This window comes from Corynebacterium sp. UMB10119B, from assembly GCF_030228125.1.
Taxonomy (GTDB): Bacteria; Actinomycetota; Actinomycetes; order Mycobacteriales; family Mycobacteriaceae; genus Corynebacterium; species Corynebacterium pseudogenitalium.
In genome coordinates this window covers 42,193-64,538 of sequence record NZ_JASPBG010000002.1, presented here as the reverse complement: position 1 = coordinate 64,538, position 22,346 = coordinate 42,193, and the positions used below count along the sequence as shown (strand labels likewise).

Annotated in this window: 28 protein-coding genes and 1 tRNA gene; 10 read left to right on the top strand and 19 right to left on the bottom strand. The window is 60.8% G+C overall.

The window, feature by feature from the left end; all coding sequences use genetic code 11:
- Positions 1–15 precede the first annotated feature (15 nt).
- The gene (gene rsmI / locus QP802_RS02610; protein WP_070479269.1) at positions 16–891 is read right to left on the bottom strand and encodes a 16S rRNA (cytidine(1402)-2'-O)-methyltransferase; all 876 of its coding nucleotides are present in this window, start codon (positions 889–891) and stop codon (positions 16–18) included.
- 118 nt (positions 892–1,009) lie between these two features.
- Here rsmI and QP802_RS02605 point away from each other — a divergent pair, with 118 nt between their 5' ends.
- Positions 1,010–2,566: a dolichyl-phosphate-mannose--protein mannosyltransferase gene (locus QP802_RS02605; protein ID WP_252931167.1), complete on the top strand. Its 1,557-nt coding sequence runs from the start codon at positions 1,010–1,012 to the stop codon at positions 2,564–2,566.
- 4 nt (positions 2,567–2,570) lie between these two features.
- Here QP802_RS02605 and QP802_RS02600 read toward each other — a convergent pair whose 3' ends face one another.
- Positions 2,571–3,239 (bottom strand): zf-HC2 domain-containing protein, encoded by a 669-nt coding sequence (locus QP802_RS02600; RefSeq protein ID WP_070479267.1) that lies wholly within the window; start codon positions 3,237–3,239, stop codon positions 2,571–2,573.
- Positions 3,232–3,639, bottom strand: a complete 408-nt coding sequence (locus tag QP802_RS02595) for a DoxX family protein (RefSeq protein WP_070976133.1) — start codon at positions 3,637–3,639, stop codon at positions 3,232–3,234. Before QP802_RS02595 ends, QP802_RS02600 begins: the two co-directional genes overlap by 8 nt.
- 53 nt (positions 3,640–3,692) lie before the next feature.
- Here QP802_RS02595 and QP802_RS02590 point away from each other — a divergent pair, with 53 nt between their 5' ends.
- On the top strand, positions 3,693–4,298 hold the full coding sequence (locus QP802_RS02590) for a DNA-3-methyladenine glycosylase I (RefSeq protein WP_284817540.1): 606 nt from the start codon (positions 3,693–3,695) through the stop codon (positions 4,296–4,298).
- Here the strand turns inward: QP802_RS02590 and QP802_RS02585 are convergent.
- From QP802_RS02585 to QP802_RS02560, 6 genes are all read right to left on the bottom strand, one after another.
- Positions 4,295–4,903 (bottom strand): cation efflux transmembrane domain-containing protein, encoded by a 609-nt coding sequence (locus QP802_RS02585; RefSeq protein WP_070362816.1) that lies wholly within the window; start codon positions 4,901–4,903, stop codon positions 4,295–4,297. The two genes, QP802_RS02590 and QP802_RS02585, sit on opposite strands and share 4 nt — an antisense overlap.
- A gap of 231 nt (positions 4,904–5,134) precedes the next feature.
- Positions 5,135–5,207 (bottom strand) — tRNA-Ala (locus tag QP802_RS02580).
- A gap of 63 nt (positions 5,208–5,270) precedes the next feature.
- On the bottom strand, positions 5,271–6,410 hold the full coding sequence (gene sepX / locus QP802_RS02575; RefSeq protein ID WP_284817538.1) for a divisome protein SepX/GlpR: 1,140 nt from the start codon (positions 6,408–6,410) through the stop codon (positions 5,271–5,273).
- 94 nt (positions 6,411–6,504) lie between these two features.
- On the bottom strand, positions 6,505–7,170 hold the full coding sequence (locus tag QP802_RS02570) for a GNAT family N-acetyltransferase (RefSeq protein ID WP_350338460.1): 666 nt from the start codon (positions 7,168–7,170) through the stop codon (positions 6,505–6,507).
- A 3-nt stretch (positions 7,171–7,173) separates the two neighbouring features.
- The gene (gene glp, locus QP802_RS02565) at positions 7,174–8,475 is read right to left on the bottom strand and encodes a molybdotransferase-like divisome protein Glp (protein ID WP_284817537.1); all 1,302 of its coding nucleotides are present in this window, start codon (positions 8,473–8,475) and stop codon (positions 7,174–7,176) included.
- A gap of 26 nt (positions 8,476–8,501) precedes the next feature.
- Positions 8,502–9,473, bottom strand: a complete 972-nt coding sequence (locus tag QP802_RS02560) for a UTP--glucose-1-phosphate uridylyltransferase (protein WP_070362819.1) — start codon at positions 9,471–9,473, stop codon at positions 8,502–8,504.
- Positions 9,474–9,537: 64 nt separating this feature from the next.
- Here QP802_RS02560 and QP802_RS02555 point away from each other — a divergent pair, with 64 nt between their 5' ends.
- The 3 genes from QP802_RS02555 to mscL are packed head-to-tail and all read left to right on the top strand — an operon-like array spanning position 9,538 to position 11,212.
- Complete coding sequence (locus QP802_RS02555) at positions 9,538–10,113, top strand: 5-formyltetrahydrofolate cyclo-ligase (RefSeq protein WP_256059905.1); 576 nt, start codon at positions 9,538–9,540, stop codon at positions 10,111–10,113.
- A 35-nt stretch (positions 10,114–10,148) separates the two neighbouring features.
- Positions 10,149–10,754, top strand: coding sequence for an SAF domain-containing protein (locus QP802_RS02550; RefSeq protein WP_070362821.1), 606 nt, complete (start codon positions 10,149–10,151; stop codon positions 10,752–10,754).
- A gap of 53 nt (positions 10,755–10,807) precedes the next feature.
- Complete coding sequence (gene mscL / locus QP802_RS02545; RefSeq protein ID WP_070362822.1) at positions 10,808–11,212, top strand: large-conductance mechanosensitive channel protein MscL; 405 nt, start codon at positions 10,808–10,810, stop codon at positions 11,210–11,212.
- Between the two features lie 5 nt (positions 11,213–11,217).
- Here mscL and QP802_RS02540 read toward each other — a convergent pair whose 3' ends face one another.
- The 7 genes from QP802_RS02540 to QP802_RS02510 form a co-directional block, all read right to left on the bottom strand.
- Positions 11,218–11,433 carry a hypothetical protein gene (locus QP802_RS02540; RefSeq protein ID WP_284817536.1) on the bottom strand — a complete coding sequence of 72 codons (216 nt, stop codon included), beginning with the start codon at positions 11,431–11,433 and terminating at the stop codon, positions 11,218–11,220.
- A gap of 18 nt (positions 11,434–11,451) precedes the next feature.
- Positions 11,452–12,021 (bottom strand): MogA/MoaB family molybdenum cofactor biosynthesis protein, encoded by a 570-nt coding sequence (locus QP802_RS02535; protein ID WP_070362823.1) that lies wholly within the window; start codon positions 12,019–12,021, stop codon positions 11,452–11,454.
- A gap of 64 nt (positions 12,022–12,085) precedes the next feature.
- Complete coding sequence (locus QP802_RS02530; protein ID WP_083290956.1) at positions 12,086–13,294, bottom strand: S1C family serine protease; 1,209 nt, start codon at positions 13,292–13,294, stop codon at positions 12,086–12,088.
- Positions 13,295–13,377: 83 nt separating this feature from the next.
- Positions 13,378–14,961, bottom strand: a complete 1,584-nt coding sequence (locus tag QP802_RS02525) for a HAMP domain-containing sensor histidine kinase (RefSeq protein ID WP_071573787.1) — start codon at positions 14,959–14,961, stop codon at positions 13,378–13,380.
- On the bottom strand, positions 14,958–15,656 hold the full coding sequence (locus tag QP802_RS02520) for a response regulator transcription factor (protein ID WP_070362825.1): 699 nt from the start codon (positions 15,654–15,656) through the stop codon (positions 14,958–14,960). Before QP802_RS02520 ends, QP802_RS02525 begins: the two co-directional genes overlap by 4 nt.
- A 102-nt stretch (positions 15,657–15,758) precedes the next feature.
- On the bottom strand, positions 15,759–15,932 hold the full coding sequence (gene rpmF / locus QP802_RS02515) for a 50S ribosomal protein L32 (protein WP_070362826.1): 174 nt from the start codon (positions 15,930–15,932) through the stop codon (positions 15,759–15,761).
- A 19-nt stretch (positions 15,933–15,951) separates the two neighbouring features.
- Positions 15,952–16,224, bottom strand: coding sequence for a type B 50S ribosomal protein L31 (locus QP802_RS02510; protein ID WP_038589209.1), 273 nt, complete (start codon positions 16,222–16,224; stop codon positions 15,952–15,954).
- A 373-nt stretch (positions 16,225–16,597) separates the two neighbouring features.
- On the opposite strand from QP802_RS02510, the gene rpmB reads away from it, so the two are divergent.
- The 4 genes from rpmB to rpsR are packed head-to-tail and all read left to right on the top strand — an operon-like array spanning position 16,598 to position 17,571.
- Positions 16,598–16,834, top strand: coding sequence for a 50S ribosomal protein L28 (rpmB, locus tag QP802_RS02505; RefSeq protein WP_070362827.1), 237 nt, complete (start codon positions 16,598–16,600; stop codon positions 16,832–16,834).
- Positions 16,834–16,998: a 50S ribosomal protein L33 gene (rpmG, locus tag QP802_RS02500; protein ID WP_070362828.1), complete on the top strand. Its 165-nt coding sequence runs from the start codon at positions 16,834–16,836 to the stop codon at positions 16,996–16,998. Before rpmB ends, rpmG begins: the two co-directional genes overlap by 1 nt.
- A gap of 3 nt (positions 16,999–17,001) precedes the next feature.
- Positions 17,002–17,307: a 30S ribosomal protein S14 gene (rpsN, locus tag QP802_RS02495; protein WP_070362829.1), complete on the top strand. Its 306-nt coding sequence runs from the start codon at positions 17,002–17,004 to the stop codon at positions 17,305–17,307.
- 12 nt (positions 17,308–17,319) lie between these two features.
- On the top strand, positions 17,320–17,571 hold the full coding sequence (gene rpsR, locus QP802_RS02490) for a 30S ribosomal protein S18 (RefSeq protein WP_070362830.1): 252 nt from the start codon (positions 17,320–17,322) through the stop codon (positions 17,569–17,571).
- A 159-nt stretch (positions 17,572–17,730) separates the two neighbouring features.
- Here rpsR and purH read toward each other — a convergent pair whose 3' ends face one another.
- The 3 genes from purH to QP802_RS02475 are packed head-to-tail and all read right to left on the bottom strand — an operon-like array spanning position 17,731 to position 21,128.
- Complete coding sequence (gene purH / locus QP802_RS02485) at positions 17,731–19,257, bottom strand: bifunctional phosphoribosylaminoimidazolecarboxamide formyltransferase/IMP cyclohydrolase (RefSeq protein WP_070362831.1); 1,527 nt, start codon at positions 19,255–19,257, stop codon at positions 17,731–17,733.
- The gene (purN, locus tag QP802_RS02480; protein WP_070362832.1) at positions 19,254–19,847 is read right to left on the bottom strand and encodes a phosphoribosylglycinamide formyltransferase; all 594 of its coding nucleotides are present in this window, start codon (positions 19,845–19,847) and stop codon (positions 19,254–19,256) included. The genes purH and purN overlap by 4 nt, the downstream gene beginning before the upstream one ends.
- 15 nt (positions 19,848–19,862) lie before the next feature.
- A complete protein-coding gene (locus QP802_RS02475) occupies positions 19,863–21,128 on the bottom strand; it encodes a cell division protein PerM (RefSeq protein WP_145945258.1) in 1,266 nt (421 codons plus the stop codon).
- Positions 21,129–21,360: 232 nt separating this feature from the next.
- Between QP802_RS02475 and QP802_RS02470 the strand changes: the two genes are divergently transcribed.
- On the top strand, positions 21,361–22,077 hold the full coding sequence (locus QP802_RS02470; RefSeq protein WP_256006353.1) for a M23 family metallopeptidase: 717 nt from the start codon (positions 21,361–21,363) through the stop codon (positions 22,075–22,077).
- Positions 22,078–22,346: the final 269 nt, after the last annotated feature.

Here is a 22,346-nt window from a genome sequence, read left to right as displayed (position 1 = left end):
AGCCAAAAAGTCTGACTATTCCGCGCTGCGAGCTTCCTGAGCGAGGTCATATAATTCGCCCGATTTCACCCCGTGCTGCTTCGCGATAGTCTTCACTGCATCCTTCATCCGCATACCCCCGCTTACCAGCTCTAAGACGAGTTCCACGAGGTCTTCGGGCTCCGCTGTTGCGGCATCACCGCCCTCGATGACAACGGTGACTTCTCCCCTCACTCCGTCCTTGGCCCACTCGGCGAGTTCACCAAGGGTTGCGCGCTTCACTTCTTCGTACGTTTTTGTCAGTTCGCGGCACACCGCTGCACGTCGATCGCGGCCGAGGACCGAAGCGGCGTCGGCAAGCGTCTGTGCCAGTCGGTGCGGTGATTCGAAGAAGCACACGGCGCGCGGTTGGTGCACAAGCTCCTTGAGCCAGGCTTCCCGCGCGCCTGCCTTGCGTGGAGCAAAGCCATCGAAGATGAAGTGCCCTACATGCAGGCCCGAGAGCGCAAGCGCCGTCGTGACAGCAGAGGGACCAGGCAGGCAAGTCACGGGGACGCCGGCATCGTGTGCCGCTGCAACGAGTGAAAGGCCGGGGTCGGACACAATCGGCATGCCGGCGTCCGTCACCACGAGCACAACGCCATTGCGAGCAGCCACGAGCAACTCGTCCCGCCGCTGCTCTTCGTTGTGGTCAAAATTCGAGATGATCTTCCCACGCGGTTCCACCCCCAAGGCTGCCGCTAGCGCGCGGGTGCGCCGCGTATCCTCCGCCGCAATCACGTCTGCGTTCGCGAGTGCGTGCTGAAGCCGCTGCGAGGCGTCATCAATATTGCCGAGCGGCGTAGCGGCCAGCACTACCCCACGTGTTGGAAACTGGTGTTGCAACGTCGCTTGAGTGTCTGCACTATCCATGCAATAGATACTAGGTGCAGCTACAGATAATGCGGCGAACACAGTAGTATCCATTCACGTGAATACCAATGCGCCCATCGATACCGTCCAGAGTGAAGCGTCGCCAACGCCCGCGTTGATGAAGCCTGGCAGGCCCCAGCCGGGAGCACCAGTCAGTGTGCCATGGCATCGCAGGGACACCGTGACGCTGGCGGTACTGACGGTCCTCGCGCTGTTCACGCGCTTCCTCGGGCTGGTGCAGCCGACGTCTTCTGGCACCCCGGTCTTCGACGAGAAGCACTACGTGCCGCAGGGCTGGGACATGGTGCGCAGCTCCTTTAACCCAGTGCTGGGCGGCATCGAGTCCAACCCCGGCTATGGACTGGTGGTGCACCCGCCGCTGGGCAAACAGCTCCTCGCGCTTGGTGAAACCGTCTTCGGTTACACCCCGATGGGTTGGCGCATCATGACAGCGCTCTTTGGTACCGCAGTAATCGTGTTCACGTTCCTGCTCGCCCGACGCGTGAGCCAGTCAACGTCGATCGCAGCCATCGCAGGCGTCATCGCGCTTTTCGACGGCGTGCTGCTGGTCGCAGCCAAATTTGGCATGCTAGACATCTTCCAGGTGCTGTTCATCGTCGCCGCCGCGTGGACGCTCGCAGGTGACATGCGCCAGGTACACCAGCGTTGGCACGACGCCTGGCTATCAGGTGCTGTGCAGTCCTCGGGTCCGTACGGGCCGCGCCTCGGGTTCCGCTGGTGGCGTTTCGCAACCGGTGTGTTGCTCGGACTGGCACTCGGTGTGAAGTGGTCGGGGCTGTACTACATCGCGTTCTACGGCCTAATGTCTGCGTTTTGGGATCTGTGGCTGCGAAAGCGTTATGGCGTCGAGAAGCCACTGGCTGGCGCACTGGTGCGCGACGTGCCCTCTGCACTCGCCTCGATCGTGCTGTTGCCCGCACTCCTCTATATCTGGTCGTGGCGCGCATGGTTCGCCTCTGAGACTTCTGTGTACCGCCACTCCCTGGCGGACGGCACGATCGCAGGATCCGACTGGCCATGGCTGGCCAACCTGCCGGATGCCGCTGCTGGATGGCTGTACTACCACTTCTCCGTGCTTGAGTTCCACGGCTCCCTCACGAGCTCTAGCGGGCACTCGCACCCATGGGACTCCAAGCCGTGGGCGTGGCTCGTCGCAGCACGCCCGATCCTCTACTACTCCTCCACCGACATCGAGTGCGGCGACGGCAACACCTGCCGCGAAATGATTTCGCTGTTCGGCACCCCGGCGATCTGGTGGCTCACCATCCCCGCGTTGCTGTGGGCAGCGTGGGTCTGGATTACCCGACGCGACTTCCGCGTCATCGTGCCAGTCATCGGCTTCGCCGCAGGCTTCCTGCCGTGGCTTGCGGCGTTCGACCGCCAGATGTACTTCTTCTACGCCACCGCGCTCATTCCGTTTACCGCAGTGCTGCTCGCGCTGGCGCTCGGAAACATCGCGAAGAAAGGCACGCTACGGGAACCTAAGTGGCTGGTGAAGCTGACCGGCGCCCCGATTCGCACCGGCCAAATCATCGTGATTGTCTACCTCGCCGTTGTGGCGGCAAGCTTCGTCTACTGGGGTCCGATCCTGTACGGCCTTCGAGTCACCGACGGCTACTACGAGTCCCTCATGTGGTTCCCGAGCTGGAAATAGTTCGCTAGAGGCCGGTCGGGTCTGCGTTGAGCAAGTGCCACGCGCGGCGCATGGCCACGCCTTTGTCCGCGATCCACGTCCAGGCGAGCGCCAACAACGCGATTCCCGGAGCGATGACCGTCATCGGTGCCACTGCTCCGATACGCTGCACAGCATCAAGCACCGCAAACCCAAGGGTAAACGTGAACATCGTCCCCACGATCAACACGATGCCGGGGATCTGGGCAGGCTTCCAGGACGCGAGCCCCAACGACAGGCCCACGCCGAAGCGGACCGCAACCCCCATCAGCGTGGCTGCGGCGACCTCAGGAGTCTGCGCCAACGCCTCGCCCACACCGACGACCCCAACGATGGCCCACACAATCCAGCACACCGCGATCGCACACAGCGCGGCCCTGCCAATCATCACGTTGACTTGTCGGCGCTGCATCATCGCGTGCCACGGGTCGTTGACCCCAGCGAGGATCGCGTCAGCGAGGTCGCTCGGAGGAGCCACATTGCCGTCAACCTCTGCAAAGCGCACCGTCTGCGACAAGGAAAGCGCCTGCTCCCAAAACGCGGCGCACTCCTCGCACTGCGCCAGGTGGGCGTCCACGATGGCGTCGTCAAGCGATGGTTGCTCCCCGTCGAGCCGCGCGGACAGGCAGGCCTGAATCTCGTCATGGCTAATCACGTGTGAGCACCCCGTCCAAGCTTGCGCGCCCCGGCCCAAACACGATGACCACGAACAACGCCGCGGCGAGCACCATCGTGTACTCAATACCGCCATCGGCAATGAAGAAACCGTTGCTCAAATGCACGAAGTAGGTTGCCGCCACCGCCAATAATGCAAGTACCGACGCGACGATCGTAGTCAGCAGACCAATGACGAGGAACGCACCCCCAACCAGCTCAACGAATCCCGCCAGGTACGCCGACAGCGTCGGCTGAGGCACCCCAATCGCCGCAAAGTCCTCCGCAGTGCGCCGCATTCCCAGCTCAAACCAGCGCTGGTACCCACGCGCAACAAACACGATCCCGAGCACCGCGCGGATGACTAAGAGCGCAAAATCTCGAACTGCTGGCCTGTTCATGCACACTAGAGTACTCAAGGAACCGAACTAGACAGAAAAACGTCAAACTACGTATGGATAAAGAAACGAAGCAACAATTCCCAATCACCGGCGACGACGGACTCAGCCGCCCACCCTGGGCCGCACACGATCCGCTCCTACGCCACTACTACGACACCGAATGGGGCATGCCCATCCGCGACGAGGCCGGAATGTTCGAGCGCCTCTGCCTCGAGGGGTTCCAAGTCGGATTGTCGTGGAAGCTCATTCTGCAAAAGCGCGACGCCCTACGCGAAGCCTTCTACGGATTCGACCCCGACGTCCTCGCACGGATGGACTCAATCGAGCACCTTCTTGACGACGCCTCCCTGATTCGCAATCGGCGCAAACTCCAGGCGGTGCTCACCAACGCGGCCGCCACCCGCGAGTTGCGGGAATCCGGCACGGATCTTGCAACCTCTATCTGGTCCTACCAGCCAGAAACCACACCTACACCCCGCACGATGGAGGAGGTTCCAACCCAGTCTGAGGAGTCACGCCGCCTCGCGCGCGACCTGAAGAAGCGTGGCTTCACCTTCGTCGGCCCCGTCACGATGTACGCGCTCATGGAATCGACCGGCATCATCGACACGAATCTGATCGGCACGCACCGGCGAGGAGCCTCCGGGGTGTGGAGCTAGTCGTCATCCATCTCTGCGAAGGCTTCCTCCACCGAGTCGTACTCCTCGCGGGACGCCTCCCAGACTTCCTTCGCAGCTGAGAAGTTCACCGCTGCGATGATGGCGCCAACGATGATGTCGAACCAGGCAGTGGACCACACGAACGTCAGCAACCCGGCCGCAATGATGAGCAGGTTCGCCAGTGCGTCGTTGCGCGCCGCCAGCCACGCCCCCGTCGCCAACGACGACCCCTGGTCCCGCAGCCTCAGCAGAATCACCGCGCACACGACATTCACCACGAGCGCACCAACCGCGACCCCCGTAAGGCCCTCCGGCGATGGCGGCTCCGGGTCCAGCACCTTCGCAACAACGGTCACCACCGCCGCGACCGCAGGAATCAGAATCAACGCCGCCAACACACTGCCCGCCGTACGACGCCGCGATGCCGGCCAAGCGACCGCGAAGAACACCAGGAAGTTAATCGCTGTATCCTCCAGGAAGTCCGCCGAGTCCGCAAACAACGACGCCGACCCAATCGAGACAGCCGCCACAAACTCAACGAAGAAGTACGCCAAGTTCAGCAGCGCAACCACCAGTACTGCTCGGCGGATCCGTTCTGTAGCCACGAGGTTCTCCTTTTCTTCGGCTGTCTTGCGTGTAGCACTCCTGTAGCACTCTAGCGACGTTGGTTGCTCTGTTCTAAACGTTCCTGAACGTTGGCTGGGCACCGCAATCCACTAGCCCAATCATGCGACCTGGGCTTTTGCCAGCCCGCTTGCCGAAAAACCCGGAATTTGGAGCCAGCACAAACACAACAAAACCCCAGGCCACCAACGACCTGGGGTTTTACGGAACTGTGGAGCTAAGGGGAATCGAACCCCTGACCTTCGCATTGCGAACGCGACGCTCTACCAACTGAGCTATAGCCCCTCGCTGGAGAAGACGTTACTCCTCTTCTCCGCTGATGCTAAATCGTCCGGTTACCCAGGCGATTTAGCTCGCTCGTGGGGCACGGTTGTCATCCTCGCCGTATGGGTAGTGGGGGGAATCCGTGTGGTCCTCGAAGATTGCGGAGGATGCTTCGGGGAGGTCGGTGAAGTCGGGGTGGGCGTCGTCAAGGTCGAGGGCTACAGATTCTCCGTATCGACGCGGCCACTCCTGCCTGGGGTGCGTCGAATCTGCAGTGGCGACGCCGAGGCGCGCGCGGCGCAGCTGGCGCATGCGGCGGCGATGCAGCGCACGCTCCTGACGGACGACGCTGCGCAGCACAACCATGAACCAGGTGGTCAGGGCGACGGAGGCCGCAGGCAGGATCCATGTCCAGCCGCCTGCGACGAACGCGATCACAAACGTGACCACGCAGGCGATGATGAGGCCCAGGAAGGTGCGCTGACGGCGCATAAAGCGGTCTTCGCGTGCCCGGCGTGCACGGTCTGGGTCCCAGCCGCCACGGCCGCGGCGGGCCTCTGCAAACGCGAGATCTTCGTCGGTGACTGCGACCTCTTCATCTGGAGCGTCCTGGTCGTCCTCGGTTTCCTCGGCAGTGAGCTCTTCGGCGTCCATCTCTGCCGTCACGCCAGTGTCGTATCCGAAGTCAGCTGCGGAGTAGTACGAGTCGGGGATGCTTTCGGCTTCTGCTACCGAGGCCTCCGGATCCTCCGCAGTCTCGAGTGTTACCGCATCGGCGTCGTCTGAAGAATCGTCTGAAGCCTCATCCACTTCATCGGCGGACTCAGTCTCAGCCTCAGCGGACTCCGCTTCGATGACCTCTCCCTCAATAACGTTTGAGTCGGTATCTTCTTCGGAGACAGCGTCTTCCTGGTTCTTCGAGAAGAAGTTTCGGATGACCGCACTGTCGTCGATGAGTACTTCGCTGGCAGCTGGCTCGTGTTCGACGGCTTCGACGAGTTCCACGTCCGCAGCGTCTTCGTCGTGCAGGTGCACGTCCGCAGCGGTCACGCGTGGGCGGCGACGAACCTCCATGGGTTCCGTACCACCGGTGTGCAGGACCCTCGTCTCGTCGTACCCTTCGCCGGAGCGGCGAATTGGTTTGTTGTTGCCAAATACGAGTGGTGCCAGCACGATGACCCACACGACGATCATCAAGATAATGATCAAGCTCGGGCTACCCATACAGCGAAGCCACCTTCCTAAAACTACCCTCGAAACTGACCTTTAACGGTAGCGAGCAATCCGCTCTTCCGGCCCGAGCCACGCCGGGGCCGCGTCATCGAATTCGGCCGGAACGCCGCAGCCTGTCTACGGCCGTGGTCGGGTAGTCATCTTCGGTCATTGCGACGAAGTAGTGGTCGCGCCAGCGGCCGTCGATATGAATGGTTCCCCGCATGAATCCTTCTTCGCGGAAACCCACGGTCTGCAGGACGTGGCCGCTGGCCGGGTTGTCTGGAAGGTACGTCGCAGTCACGCGGTGCAGGCCCACCTGCGCAAAGGCGTGGTCAACGCCCAAGGCGCACGCGGCCGTCGCGACGCCGCGCCCTTGATACTGTCTGTGCACCCAGTAGCCGATCCAGCACTCGTCGACGGTTCCGCGCTGAATGCCGCCGAGGGTCAGTTGGCCGGCAAAGTGGCCGTCGACCTCTATCACCATCGGTACGACGGTGCCATCTGCAGCCATTTCTTTGAGCATCGTCCACTGCCCCGCCCAAGCGCTCTTGGTGTGAGCAGCTTCCCATGTGGAATGGATCGTTGGTTCTACCGGCTGCAACCACTGCTGGTCGAGCAGGCGGGTACGGCACCATTCCCCGCCATCCTGCAAGCGCAGGGGCCGCAGCGTGACGGTTTCCCCGCTCGGAAGTCTGACGAACGGGGTGCGCTCGGGCCAACCAGGTGTGGGTCCGTGCAGCCAAGTTTCAATCCTTCGCAGCAGGCCCAACGTCTATCCCCGCTGCTGGAGGAATTCGACGTCCACCACGTCGCCTGGGCGGATCTCCACGGTGGACTCCGGCAGGCGAATCATGGCGTTGGCTTCCGCGAAGCCTGCGAAGAGGTGGGAGGTTTCACCACCAGCGCCGCCGAGCCCTTCAACCAGGTAGTCGCCGGTCTCCGTGTCCCGCATGAGGCGCGCGCGAATGTAACCACGCCGCCCCGGCTGCGAGGTAATTGCCCGCATCGAGCGTGCGCGAACGACTGGGCGCTGCCAAGACTGCTTGCCCAGCGCTTGACGGATCGCAGGGCGGACGAGGGTTTCGGCGATCACGAGCGCCGCCGTCGGATTGGACGGCAGCAGGAAGACCGGCACATGTTCCTCACCCAGCGTGCCGAAGCCCTGGACGGACCCGGGGTGCATGGCCACTCGAGTGGTGTCGATTTCCCCGAGGTCATGCAGCACTTCTTGGAGTGTCTGCGCGCCTGAACCACCAACCGCGCCGGTGATCACTATCATCTCGCTGCGCCCAATGTAGCCAGCCAGGGTTTCCCGCATTTTCCTCGGTTCAGCGTTCATGATGCCGACACGGTGTACATCTGCACCCGCTTCCTCGGCGGCAGCAGAAACGACGTAGGAGGCGACGTCGATAACTTGGCCCAAGCCTGGCTCTCGTTCGATGTCAACGAGTTCCATGCCGAAACTCAGCACGGTGACCCTCGGCCGGGGATACACCAGTACTTTTGTGCGCCCAGCAGCGGCTAGCAGCCCAATTTGTGCAGGTCCGAGGACCGTGCGGGGGCGCACTGCGATGTCGCCTGGCTGGATATCAGCCCCCGGCTTGCGTACGAACTCGCCACTTGCAACTGGGCGTTGCGGCGTAACCCGCTTGGTGCCCCGGTCGCTCCATTCCAGTGGCAACACGGCGTCGGCAAGTGTGGGAAGCGGGGCACCTGTTGCAACCCGCACCGCTTGGCGTGGCTGCAGGCGCAACGGCTTCTGGGAACCGGCGGGAACCTCCCCCACCACGGGTAGAGCACGATCGGCGTTGGTGCGTGGGCGCGAATCGCGCTCCGGCTCGCCGTCTTCTTCCGCCTGGCGCGGCTTCACCCGCAGGCCTGCGGATCCTCCGACGTCGACCGCGCGGACGGCGTAGCCGTCGATGGCTGCTTGCGAAAAGCCGGGCAGCGCGCGTGTCGCTACGACTTCCTCGGCGCACATCAGCCCCAGCGCGTCGTCGATCCCCACTCGGATCGGCTCGGGGGTCCGGATTGCGTCGCCAATTATGGCAAGCTGCTCATCAACACCGCGCATCAGCCACGCCTCTTTCTACGCCTTCGTTAGCGTTGTTCATCACCCGTGAGTTCGGGGTGTTCGGCCTCAAAGTCGTTCATGATCTGCTTGAGTGCCGTGTACAGTGCAGGTCCGTACTTCGGGTCGTGCAAACCAAAGTCCACATTAGCGGGAATGTAGCCGCCCGGGTTGCCCAAATCGTGGCGCTTGCCGTGGTGCACCACGATGTGCACTGGATGACCTTCCTGGATCATCAGCTCGATCGCATCGGTCAGTTGCAGCTCCCCGCCCTTGCCCGGCGTGATGCGACGCAGCGCATCAAAAATTGCCCGGTCAAGCAGGTAGCGTCCGGTGGCCACGAGCGTCGACGGCGCGTCTTCCACGGCCGGCTTTTCCACCATGCCCTTCACGCGCTTGACCTCGACGCCCTCAATAGTCTCGTCGACGTCTTCGACATCAAACACGCCGTAGTTAAAGACTTCCTCCGGCGTCACGTTGAACGCACACAGCACGGAGCCGCCGAGCTTCTCGCGGGTGCGCACCATTTTCTCCATCACGCCGGTGGGAAGCACAAGGTCATCTGGCAGCATGACGGCGACAACGTCCTCGTTTTCGTCGAGGGCAGATTCCGCGCAACTCACCGCGTGGCCAAGGCCCAACGGCTTCTCCTGCGTCACGGCGACTGCATTAATAAGGTCCGCGGCGCGGGCGACCTTCTTCACTTGGTCGTCTTTCCCGCGCGCCGCGAGGGTCTCGCGCAGCAGTTCGAACTCGCCGAAGTGGCGCATGATTTCTTCTTTTGCCGGAGCTGTCACGATCACCAATCGGCGAGCGCCGAGCTCTGCCGCTTCCTCGGCAATCAGCTCGATACCGGGTGTATCCACCACGGGCAGGAGTTCCTTAGGAACAGTCTTCGTAGCTGGCAAAAACCGTGTACCCATGCCAGCTGCCGGCACCACGACGGTCTTCACGCCACGCGACGCAGGCTGCTGGGAGGTTTCTTCATTAGACTTCCGCATAAAGATCTACTTTACCTCTGTATGGCCCGACTACCGTTTCCGACTCGTGAGGAGGCTCCCCCACTTGCACACCAAGCAAACTATCCGCGAAGCACACACTACTTTTCGACGCCACCTCGCCAGCAAACCCGACGAAAAGCGTCAACGCGACGCCAGCATTCTCCAGCACACGCTCGAGGCTCTCGATCACTTCGGCGCCGTGGGCAGTGAAATCAGCGCCTACCACCCGCTGCGCACGGAACCCGCTGCCGCTGACTACCCGCTGCAGCTCGCCCAACACGCAAGAACGGTGTGGCTGCCGATTTCGCTTCCTGGCGGTGTGCTGCAATGGGCCGCGTGCACCGAAGAACAGCAGCCGGGCGCGCTTGGCATCGCGGAGCCAGTCGGTTCCCGGTTCTCCAGCGAAGTGCTCAAAGGTTGCGCTGCGCTGGTGATCCCGGCGCTCGCCGTGGACCGCCGCGGGCAACGTTTGGGTAAGGGCGCCGGCTATTACGACCGGGCGCTTGAGCAGGTCCGCGACCACCGCATCCCTATTGTTGCGGTGGTGTTTGACGAAGAGGTCGTCGACACGCTGCCAGCGCAACCTCACGATGTGCCCGTCGATGCAATCGTGACAGACCGCGGATTTTTCCCACTCTAGGGAACCTTCCGGGCCACACCCGCGTCTAAAGACGCATGAAGCCCGCCTCATTCCTTCGCGACCTCCGCATGCCCGGCTACCACCGCACCGTCACAGTGCGCCGCACGATCGCCGTCGTGTTACTGCTGGTAGCAGGCGCAAGCATACTTTTCGACGCCCGCTCCGCCGACCCACCCGCTGTTGTCTTCGCCCGCGACGTTGAGGCCGGCACAGTGCTCACCACGGCGGACGTGGAGCTTCGCAGGCTGCCGCCCTCTGTTGTTCCCGCGAACGCCTTGGGCAGTACAGACCTCGCCGTCGGACAGGTCCTCGCGGCTGGTGCATCCGCGAACGAAGTAGTTACCAACACCCGTCTTGTCGGACCGGACCTTAAAGCTTCGCTGATCGAAAGCGATGACGACCCGCACGACTTCACCATGGTTCCGGTCACGCTCGCGGAACCGGAACTCATCCCGATGCTGCATCACGGCGCCGGCGTAGACGTGGTCGCGCCAGGCCCGCGAGTTATTGCGCGTGGCGGAAGGGTGGTCACGACGAACGAGGAGGGGTCAATCCTGGTACTGCTGCGCAGTGTCGATGCAGCCAACGTTGCGGCCGCATCACTGACGGACCCGTTAACAGTTGTATTGACCACACGATAGTTTGTTGCCTATAGTTTTTAGGTCCAAATCCAAACCTTACAAAGGAGACCCTAATGCTTGAGGGCTTTAAGAACTTTATTCTGCGCGGCAACGTTATTGACCTCGCAGTCGGTGTTGTTATTGGTGCTGCGTTCACCGCAGTTGTTACCGCTTTCTCCGACAACATCATCAACCCGCTGATCGCTTCCGTCGGTGGCGCTGATTACTCCGGCCTTGGCTTCCACATCATTTCCGGCAACGACGCAACCTTCCTCGACTTCGGCGCGCTGATCACTGCAGCGATTAACTTCCTGCTGATCGCGGCAGTCGTCTACTTCGTGATCGTCGCTCCGATGAACAAGCTCGACGAGATGCAGAAGCATAAGCGCGGCATCCAGCCAGACGCCCCGGCTCCGACCGAGACCGAGCTGCTCACCGAAATCCGCGACCTGCTCTCCGAGAAGCCCGCGCAGCAGTAGTACTGCTATTCTCCGTAATGGGGTGGTCGCTCGTACTCATAAAAGGCTTTGCCTGTGAGTTCTGGCTCGCCGTCGCCGTCGATATCGACGCTGCGCCCGGCATCATAGCCCGTCCGCCCAGAAGCCGCGTCACCAAATAGTTGCGTGCGTTCAGGACTACGGTCGTACTCTGCTTCCGACCGTCGCTCCACGCGCCTCCGCTGGTGGCGCGACTTTTTCATGCTCGCCATCGTTCCTGATTACGCCTGTACGGAGTAGGTATTCAGCTCGCCGATCAGGTGCTGGACTAGTGGTGCGATCGTCGATACGCCGTCGCGTATCGCTTGGCGGCTTGCGGCGAGGTTTACCACGACGGTCGAACCAGAGACGCCACACACACCGCGCGACGTGCAGGCATCCACCGCTCCACACGCCTGGCCCGACGAACGAACCGCCTGCGCTACACCGGGCACGTTCTTGTCGATCACGGCCTTCGTCGCCTCTGGCGCCGTATCACGTGGCCCGACGCCAGTGCCACCGACGGTCAGCACCAGGTCAACCCCACCAACGACACCGGTTTCGATCGCTTTGCGGATCTCCGCCTCGCTCGAATTGACGTGCACCACCGCGTCAACGGTAAACCCGAACTCGCTGAGCAACTCGACGAGCATGTCACCCGTGGTATCCCCTTCTGAGCTGTATCGGCGGTCCCCAACCAGCACTGCGATGGCCGCAGGAGGCGTCGGAGTCTGCTCGGCGAGCTCTGCGGCCTTCAGCGATGCTTCGTCGGGCTCCCCAACCGTGTCAAGCAATACTTCTGTCGTTGGCATGCCAGGTCTCCTGTCGTGTCGTTGCGAAATCGCACAGTTTCATTTTCATTGTTTGCTTCAAAACTTACCCGTTGCTCAGGGTTACATCTACGGAATGAGGAGCTTCTTCTCCCTCCCGCAAGACTTCAAGCTGAACGACCTGCCCGAAGTCCTTCGACCGCGTCGCCGCAATCAACGCATCCGCTGAGTCAATCAGCCGACCGTCCAGCTTGGTAATCACATCACCTTCTCGGATACCGGCCTTTTCTGCTGGACTACCAGGCTCAACTCCGGCGACCACGGCGCCGTCGATACGAGTGCCGCGAATCGAAACGCGGACGCCCAACATCGGCTGCGACGCCTTGCCGGTTTCAATGAGCTGCTGCGCGACACGCTTGGCAAAATTCGACGGAATCGCGAACCCGAGACCAATCGAGCCCGACGACTGCTCGCCACCAAAGCCGCCCGCCGAGAGCGAAGCAATAGCCGAGTTCATCCCGATCAGGTGCCCCTGCATATCCACGAGCGGACCACCCGAGTTACCAGGGTTAATCGCAGCGTCTGTCTGCAGCCCGTCCATCAACGAGCTCTCCCCACCGCCCTGAGCCGCACGCACCGGGCGGTTCTTCGCCGAGATGATGCCACTGGTTACCGTCGCCGAGAGCCCAAGTGGAGAACCAACTGCGACAACCTGCTGGCCAACCTTCAGCTCGTCCGAGTTGCCGAAGTCAAGCACAGGGAGATTTTCGACGCCATCAACCTTCAGCACGCCAATATCAGTGTTGACGTCCGACGCTACAAACGTAGCCGAGTGCTTCGAGCCGTCGTTGAACACCACCTGAATCTCGGACCGTTCGGTCGCCGCAGCGCCGATCACGTGGTGGTTCGTCAAAATGTAGCCGTCGGAGGAAATAATCGACCCCGACCCTTCCGCGATACCATTCGGCGTCGCCACAGTGATGGATACAACCGAAGGCAGCACTGCGGCCGCAACCTGCTCAACGGAGCCATCAGGCGCAGTCTCTGGCGATGCGAGGCTCGGGTTCTCAAGTGCGTTGTAGTGCTGCTGTTCGCCGTTATCGTTCGCAGCGACGACTGCGTACCCGGCGCCGGCGCCGGCCAACAGCGAAAGCACTACGGAGCACGCCACTGTAGCCGCCCCCAGCCCACGCCGCTGCTTTTGCTGCGGTGCAGACTGCACGAATGCGGTTTCCGGGGAGGCCTCCTGTGGATAGGAGGCCTCGTACGGGTTTTGTTGTGGCGTATTTGATTGTGGTGAATACGGGTTCGTCATGTGCAGTAGTATGCACGACGCCACTGTGGTAGCACTAAAAAGTAAACTCGTTCTCTCGCAATGTTTCCTGAATGTTCACTGTGTTAGCTGAGCTGGGATTTGTTCGGCAATCGCGGAATTTCGATGCCTTCTTCTTCCAGATAAAAATCCTCATCAGCATCCGGAGCCTTCCCCGGGAAGACCACACGGAAGCGCGCCCCGTGGTCATCCGACTCCTCCACGAAGATCCGGGCACCATGCCGGTCCATCACCTGCTTGACGATCGCAAGCCCCAAGCCCGAACCAGGCATCGAACGCGACTCCGCCGAACGGTAGAAGCGCTCAAAAACCCGCTCGCGCTCCTCCGGAGCAATGCCCGGGCCGGAATCGTCGACAACCAACACTGCGTACTTCTTCGCTGCCTTCAACGAAATCCTTACCGTTCCGCCTTCTGGCGACCACTTGGCCGCATTGTCGATCAGGTTGAGCGGAGCGCGGCCCATCGCGAACCGATCACCCATAATCAGCCACGGGTCAGCGTTGAACTGGAACGTAACGTCAGGCCGACGACGCTCAACACGGCGCACGGCCTCCTCCAGGATCACATCCAGGCGGATCTCCTCAAACTCAACGTTCGAGGAATCCTCCCGCGCGAGATCCACCAGGTCTCCGATAAGCGTCGACATTTCTGTCATCTGCGCCAGCACATCCCGCTCAAGATCGGCGCGGTCCTCCGCACTAATCTGATCCTGCCGATCAGCGGAGTACATCATCATGAGCAGCTCAATGTTGGTGCGCATGGAGGTCAGCGGCGTTTTCAGCTCGTGGCCGGCGTCGGCAACAAGCTGTGCCTGCCTGGTGCGCGAATCCTGCAGCGAAGCCATCATGTCATTAAACGCGTTCGTAATACGCGCCATCTCATCATGGCCCTGCACCGGAAGCGGCTTCAGCTCCTTCGTCCTGGTCACTTCCTTCAGCGCAAGGTGCAATTTACGCAGCGGGCGCATACCGGAACTCGAAACCAGGAACGCCACCAGCGTCGACACTATCCAGCCCAAGCTGAGCAGCACCAACAGCGCCGCGGCAATACTGCGCTGCAGCTGACGCGTCGGGTCGACCGCCTTCGACAGGGCCACGACTGTTCCATCATCCAGCCTTGTAACCAGCACACGGTTACCGTGCAGGGTGCGTGCGGAGACGTCCGCTCCGTAGTTCATTCGAGCAAAGTCCCCACCCACGGGAATTTCATCTCCCACGAACCGGTTCGACTCCGCGCGTGAAGCCGTGGCGAGGATGTGAGGGTTGCGGCGTCGAAAAGTCTCGACCTCAGCCGCCAGCTCCTCATCGCTGGACATTTCCTGCGAGTCGTACGCGAGCATCGCGCCCTGCGTGCGCAGATCGTTGTCCATCATGCCGATAATCGACGTCGACGACGCCCAGTAGCTCACCGATGCCGTGACCAAAATCGTAAGGGCCACGAGCACGCCTGTCAGCACCGCAAGCTGCTGGCGAAGCGTCATCTCCGACCCGAGGTACGCACCACGAATATAGGTATCGAACAGGATCGTCGGCAGGTTCGGACGCGGGGGTTCCTGATCCTGCTCGGCTGCCGACACTTGGCGATCCACCCCCTCAAGGGACATGCCCGTAGTGCGCTCAAAGTGATCCGCCGACTGGCGCAAAATCACAGTGCAGTCTCCCGAAGCACGTAGCCAACCCCACGGACCGTATGGATCAGGCGAGGCTCCCCGCCCGCCTCAGTTTTCTTACGGAGGTACCCGATGTAGACCTCCAAGGCGTTGCCGGACGTCGGGAAGTCGTATCCCCACACCTCTTCAAGAATCTGCTGGCGCGACAGCACCTTGCGCGGGTTCTCAATCAAAACGAGAAGGAGCGCGAACTCGGTACGGGTCAAGGAAATAGCGCGGTCGCCGCGGAAGACGTCGCGGGTATCGGTCTCTACAGACAAGTCCTCAAACTCGTACTTTGTTTTCGGAGCAGACTGCGACTGGATGGCGTCTGCCTGAGCGCGGCGCAGCAGCGAGCGTACGCGTGCCAACAGCTCCTCAAGCGCGAAAGGCTTCGGCAGATAGTCATCAGCGCCGGCATCCAAGCCCGCTACACGGTCCGCGACTCCATCTCGCGCTGTCAGCATCAACACAGGACGGTCGTATCCCGAGGAGCGCAATGTGCGGCACACGTCGAGCCCATCGATCTTCGGCATCATCACGTCCAGAATCGTCAGATCGGGCTGTTCGTCACGGATGACATCGAGCGCCTCCTCGCCGTCGGAAGCAAGCAGTACATCATACCCGTTGAAGCGAAGGGAACGCCGCAGGGATTCACGAACGGCTTGCTCATCATCGGCAACAAGAATCTTCATACGCCTATTATTGCCTATCTGAGAGACTTTTAACACCGGACTGTCAGATACATGAAAAAGCCGGGCCTGCTGGGCCCGGCGAACGCTTATAGTAAGGCGCTTTTAGAACTGCTCGACGTCAATCAAGCCAGCCTGTGCAGCCTTGAGCAGACGACGTGGGATACGTACTTCCTGGCCGTCAACCTTCGCGGTGATCAGCGGCGCATTGTCAGCCTTCCACTGCGAACGACGCATACGGGTGTTCGCGCGGGACTTCTTAAACTTAGGGGTTGCCATTGTTGTTTCTCCTTACGCCCTATTTTGCGGTCTTCTTCTTGCGGCGAGCCATACCGCCGAAGCGCTGGTTGAACTTCTCAACGCGGCCAGCGGTGTCCATGAGACGCTGTGCGCCGGTCCAGAACGGGTGGGACTCAGCGGTCACATCAACGACGATGAGCGGGTACTCGTTGCCGTCTTCCCAGGTATCGGTGCGGTCGGAGGTCTTGGTGGAGCGCGTCAGGAACTTGTGGCCCGTGTTCGCGTCCTGGAAGATTACCGGGTGGTAATCCGGATGGATATCCTTCTTCATATGTGAGTTCGTCTCCCTCAGGATTGATACTTCAGGTCGGTTCCCCACTTGGGGATCGTGCCTGAGTTGGGTGCGAATGATTCATGTCCGCCCAGCTGTTCACTGGACAACTTTGCACATATTACAGGGTGAATCCGGTTTTACATAATCAAGTTCCGCCAACGCCACCGACAAACAACCGGTAGGTGTGCGAAATAGAATTATGCATTTCCTTGCTGGACGTGTATTGTTGACTCTCGCTGTTGTCGAAGTACACGTATACGCCTACGTCAACCGATTACTCAGATACTTTGTCGCGGACCCTCACTCCGCATTCCGTATCTAACTTTTCAGTGATCAGTGCGTGGGCGGCAGAAGAGAAAGAAGTCAACCCATGTCGGCACATTGCCAGGTCACGGGACGGAAGCCACAGTTCGGCAAGACCGTCTCCCACTCGCACCGCCGCCACTCGCGTCGTTGGAACCCCAACGTACAGAAGCGCCGGTTCTACCTGCCCTCCGAGGGCCGTACCATCACTCTGACCGTTTCCACGAAGGGTCTGAAGGTCATCGACCGCGACGGAATTGAGTCCGTCGTCGCTAAGATCCGTGCACGAGGTGAGAAGATCTAATGGCACGCAACGATATTCGCCCGATCATCAAGCTGAAGAGCACTGCGGGCACAGGTTTCACCTATGTAACCCGTAAGAACAAGCGCAACAACCCAGATCGCATCTCCCTAAAGAAGTACGATCCGGTTGTTCGCAAGCACGTCGAATTCCGCGAGGAGCGATAAGTTATGGCTAAAAAGTCCAAGATCGCCAAGAACGAAAAGCGCAAGGAGATCGTCGCTCGCTACGCTGAGCGTCGTAACGAGCTGAAGGCAATCATCCGCAACCCGGAGACCTCTGACGAGGACCGTCTGGACGCTCAGTTTGAGCTGAACCGCCAGCCTCGCGACGCCTCCCCTGTTCGCGTGCGCAACCGCGACTCCCGCGATGGTCGCCCACGTGGTTACCTCCGTAAGTTCGGTATTTCCCGTGTCCGTATGCGCGAGATGGCTCACCGCGGTGAGCTGCCTGGCGTCCGTAAGTCTTCGTGGTAAGGAGGATGACCAATGAAGCGCAATAATAACCATCGCAAGGCGCGCATGGAGCAGTCCCGCCGCCCGAAGAAGAACCCGTTGAAGGCCAAGGGCATCGAGAAGGTCGACTACAAGGACCTCGACACCCTTCGTCTGTTCATCTCTGATCGTCACAAGATCCGTTCCCGCCGTGTTACCGGTCTTTCCCCACAGCAGCAGCGTGAAGTTGCTACTGCGGTGAAGAACGCACGCGAGATGGCTCTTCTGCCGTTCACCAGCCGCTAAAGTTCGGTTGACGATAACAGCGTAGAGTCTTTCGACGAACTCCCGCCCCCTGGTTTCCAGGCGCGGGAGTTTTTTCATGCCCTGTTGAAGCTGACGCACGGCACGACAAAAGGCCCCCACGACCGTGGGGGCCTTCGGTATGTCTCGGGTTAGGCGATACTAGTGCGCAAAGTGGCGCGTACCGGTCACGTACATTGCGACGCCAGCGTCTTCTGCGGCCTTAATGACTTCCTCGTCGCGGATGGAACCACCAGGCTGCACGACGGCACGCACTCCGGCGTCCGCGAGGATCTGGAATCCATCTGCGAATGGGAAGAACGCGTCGGAGGCGGCGACGGCACCGTTGGTACGGTTGCGGCCTTCGTCGAGCGAGTTAGCGCGGTCGACGGCCAGCTTCGCCGAATCGACGCGGTTGACCTGCCCCATGCCGATGCCGACGGTAGCGCCGTCGTGCGCAACGAGGATTGCGTTCGACTTCACGCAGCGTACTGCACGCCACGCGAACACGAGGTCCGACATGGTTGCGTCGTCGACGGCTTCGCCTGCCACTAGCTTCCAGTTTTCTGGGTTATCGCCCTCGGCCTGGAACGCGTCGCGCTCCTGGAGAAGGAAGCCGCCGGAGATCTGCTTGATCTCTTCGGTGTCTTGGCCTGGCTCCACTTCGAGGATGCGAAGGTTCTTCTTAGTCTGCAGCAGCTCGAGCGCATCCGGCGCGTAGGAAGGCGCGATGATGACCTCGGTAAAGATTGGCTTGACCTGCTCGGCAAGCTCGAGCGTGACCTCGCGGTTCGTCGCAATGACGCCGCCGTACGCAGATACAGGGTCGCAGGCGTGCGCCTTTCGGTGCGCGTCAGCGATGGACACCCCAGATACTGCGACGCCACACGGGTTGGCGTGCTTGATGATTGCGACGCACGGTTCTTCGTGGTCCCAGGCTGCGCGCCACGCGGCGTCGGCATCCTGGTAGTTGTTGTAGCTCATTTCCTTGCCGCCGTACTGAGTGGCGTCGGCAAGGCCCCAGCCCTCGTTGATGACGCTTGCCGCCTGGTGCGGGTTCTCACCGTAGCGCAGCGCACCGTCCTCGTCGTCGCCGAGCTGCTCCGCAAACCAGTCTGCAACGGCGGCGTCGTACTCTGCGGTGTGCGCGAACGCCGCAGCCGCCAGTTCGCGGCGCTGCTCGAGGGTGAATCCACCCTGCTCAACTGCTTCTTGCGCCAGCTGGTACTGGTCCGGGGAGGTCAGGATCGCCACTGATGGGTGGTTCTTCGCTGCTGCGCGGACCATGGAAGGACCGCCGATGTCGATCTGCTCGACGCATTCATCGAACTCCGCGCCGGACGCAACCGTTTCCTCGAATGGGTACAGGTTGACCACAACGAGCTCGAACGGTGCAACTCCGAGTTCCTCGAGCTGTTGCTTGTGGCTGTCCTTGCGGAGGTCTGCCAGGATGCCTGCGTGCACGTGTGGATGCAGCGTCTTCACGCGGCCTTCAAGTACCTCTGGAAATCCGGTGACTTCCGATACTTCGGTGACGGGCACACCGCTTGCGGCGATCTTTTTAGCAGTCGAACCAGTAGAGACAATTTCCACACCGGCCGAGTGGAGCGCCTTGGCAAGCGGCTCAAGATCGGTCTTGTCGTACACGCTCACGAGCGCTCGACGAATAGGTGTGCGTTCGTTGTTCATTCGAAAGTGACCTTTCCTTCATGTATCGAAGCAGTAGCTAGTAGCTCAGTAACCTGACGGCGCTCTTCTTGCTTAATCCGTTCGTGCAGCGAGGACTCCGTATCCCCTGGCTGCACCAGCACGGGGCGCTGCGCAATGATGCGGCCTGTGTCCATCCCGTCGTCGACAAAGTGGACGGTGCAGCCGGTGACCTTGACGCCGTAAGCGAGGGCGTCGCGCACCGCGTGCGCTCCTGGGAAAGCAGGCAAGAGCGAAGGGTGAGTGTTAATTGTTTTACCTTCGTAGACATCCAAGAATGGGCGCCCCAAAATGCGCATAAACCCTGCGGAAACAACAAGGTCCGGGCTGCAACTAGAGACGGTTTCCGCAAGGTGGGCATTCCACGCGTCACGGTCCTTTTCCATTTCCACGATTGCAGTCGGGATGCCTGCGTTCTTCGCCCTCTCGACTGCCGGACACACTTGGTCCGCAACAACTAGGTCAACACGGTATGCACAAGGGTGGGCGTCCTGGTAGTCCATAATCGCCCGCAAGAGCGTTCCAGTACCAGAAACAAGGACGGCCACAGATAAAGCTTTATCAGCACTCACGGTTCATCAGTGTAGTCATTCTTCTTCCGCGTGTGAGCGGTTCAAGAAAGTTCGCACAAAGCGCACAAGCCACACCAATCCGCCCACGCCGACGGTCCATATAAAGAGGAAAAGCACTGCGGAAGCTAGGTCAGCGCCAACGACGCCGTACGCCCCCGCGTGCCCACGCGCGAGTAGGAGGCAGACGGCGAACATCGCTGCACTCCACGAGCCAATGGCGGCGACTTCTACCATCGTTGACGTCCGCCGCACGAAGAACGCGCACAGGATGGTCACGGGCACGGCGAGGAGGACGGCTGCCCACGGCGCGACTGTCGCAGGGATTGCCGCGAAGAGTGGGAACGGGGGTAAGGGGACGGAGAGGACGTCAAAAAGCGACACTTCCCCTCTGCCGACGTGGAAGGAACCGCCGAGAAGCACTGCGAGCGTGCCCACGACAGCATTCGGAAGGTACAAGATGCTCAGGAGGAGCAGCATGATGGCGCTCCCCCACCCGGAGTTGGGGTATGCCGCGTAGGCTTCGCCAATGCTCTGGTAGCGCGCGGCGAGCACGAGGAGCAGCACAAGTCCGCTCCCCGCGCATAGAAAGAGGAGAAGCAGGCTCGCAGCGCGGGCCGTATCGACGGCCACCACCGGCACACGGACCGTGGTGGCGAGGGCCTGCCAAAGCACATGCCGAATACCAAAGAGGAAGCCGATGAGATGGATGCAAGGCGGTAGCACTAGCGCTTGCCATGCGGGTGGTGGTTCTATCGCGAAGACTGCGGAGGCGTCAGTCACCATGAACAGCGCCATCGCGCTTGCAAGCAGCGGCAGCACAATCACCAGGCCAGCGATCACCGCGAGATCCAAGATGCTGACCTGCTTCGCGGTTGCGGCACGTACTCGCCACGCCATGAGGGCGGCGATCCCAATGGCTGGAAGCAGCGGCACCTGAGACAAGTACACGCCGTCGATCGTGAGGGATACTCCGTGAAGGGCAAACCATGTTTGCCCGATTGCGGCGGGCAGGTACGCAGTCTTCCATCCACCAATCAGGAGCGTCGCGGCGCAGACTGCAACGATGCCAAGGATGACATCGAGCGTCGGGATACCTATATAAGGGAGGTACGTCCGAATACGCGTCTTCCAGGTGCGCTCCTCCGGCGGAACGGTGTCGGCATCAGGCTTTCTTTTCGACGCCCACTTCGCACCGCGCCGTGCATTACTCAGGAAACCGCGACCGCTGCCCCGCGAGGAGCGGTCCACCGGTGATGATTGAGGTCTTGTTTTCTTCGACATTGCGCCTTATATTGCCATTGGTTGACCGTTTTCTGCCGTTCGACACTACCGCATTCCACTCACTGCCTGGCGTTTTAGGCGATGTAACGTAATACGCAAAGAAAACGATTAAGAAATACTCAGGTTATAGCTTGCCTTAGCGCATTCGATTCATTACAGTTACCTCTCGTAGATAACAGGAAGGTTACAAACGTTACAGTTCTGTAACCAACGGGAAGTCTAAAGAGGGTCCATGCTCCACTCAACGAAATCAGCTGGCAAGCACCGCAAGCAGTCCCCTAACAAGGGTCGCGTCGCAATGGTTGCCGTTGCCACTGGCGCCGTCTCCACCGCCGGACTCTCTGGCGCTGCCGCAGCTGCGCTTCAGGGCGATGGCACCCAGCAAGCTGACAGCTACACCCTCGCCGCAGACACCGACCAGCTCACGGCACTGACCGATGAGGCTGCGCCACAGATCCTCGCTATCGCGGAATACAAGCCGGTTGAGAACCTTGCGGATCAGCTCGTGAAGGCAGTCGCACATTCCGAGGAGGTCGCACGCGCCGATGAAGCCGCTCGCGCACCGCTGGTTGTGAAGCCAGCTGAGGGCGTGTTCACCTCCGGATTTGGCCCTCGCTGGGGTTCCTTCCACTCTGGCGTCGACATCGCCAACGTGAATGGCACCCCAATCCTGGCCGTCATGGACGGCACCGTCATCGACTCCGGCCCGGCACAGGGCTACGGCAACTGGATCCGCATCCGACACGAGGATGGCTCTGTCTCCGTATATGGCCACATGGATTCCCTCTACGCTTCCGTCGGTCAGGTTGTGCACGCCGGAGAACTCATCGCAGGTATGGGTAGCCAGGGCTTCTCCACCGGCTCACACCTGCACTTCGAGATCCACCCAGATGGCAACACTCCTGTTGACCCGGCGACGTGGCTCGCAGAGCGAGGTATTCAGCTCTAACCCCAAGGCTTCAAACCGTCGTGACTCGTACATGAGTTGCGACGGTTTTTCTTTTTCGACACACCAGCCGGGGGTACCGTCACCTACCCCCGCCATAAACCACATTGGCACCATTGTTCCCATCTGTCACATTCGTCACGGGCGCCCAGCCAGCGAGTTTGCGGTTGTTCTAGAAGCATTCGAACATACTTTTCCCTCCCTACCTGCGGTTACGCATTGCTAAGCCCACGGGAGGTGACTAAGTTTTTTCGCTGTATGTGGCTGCAGCG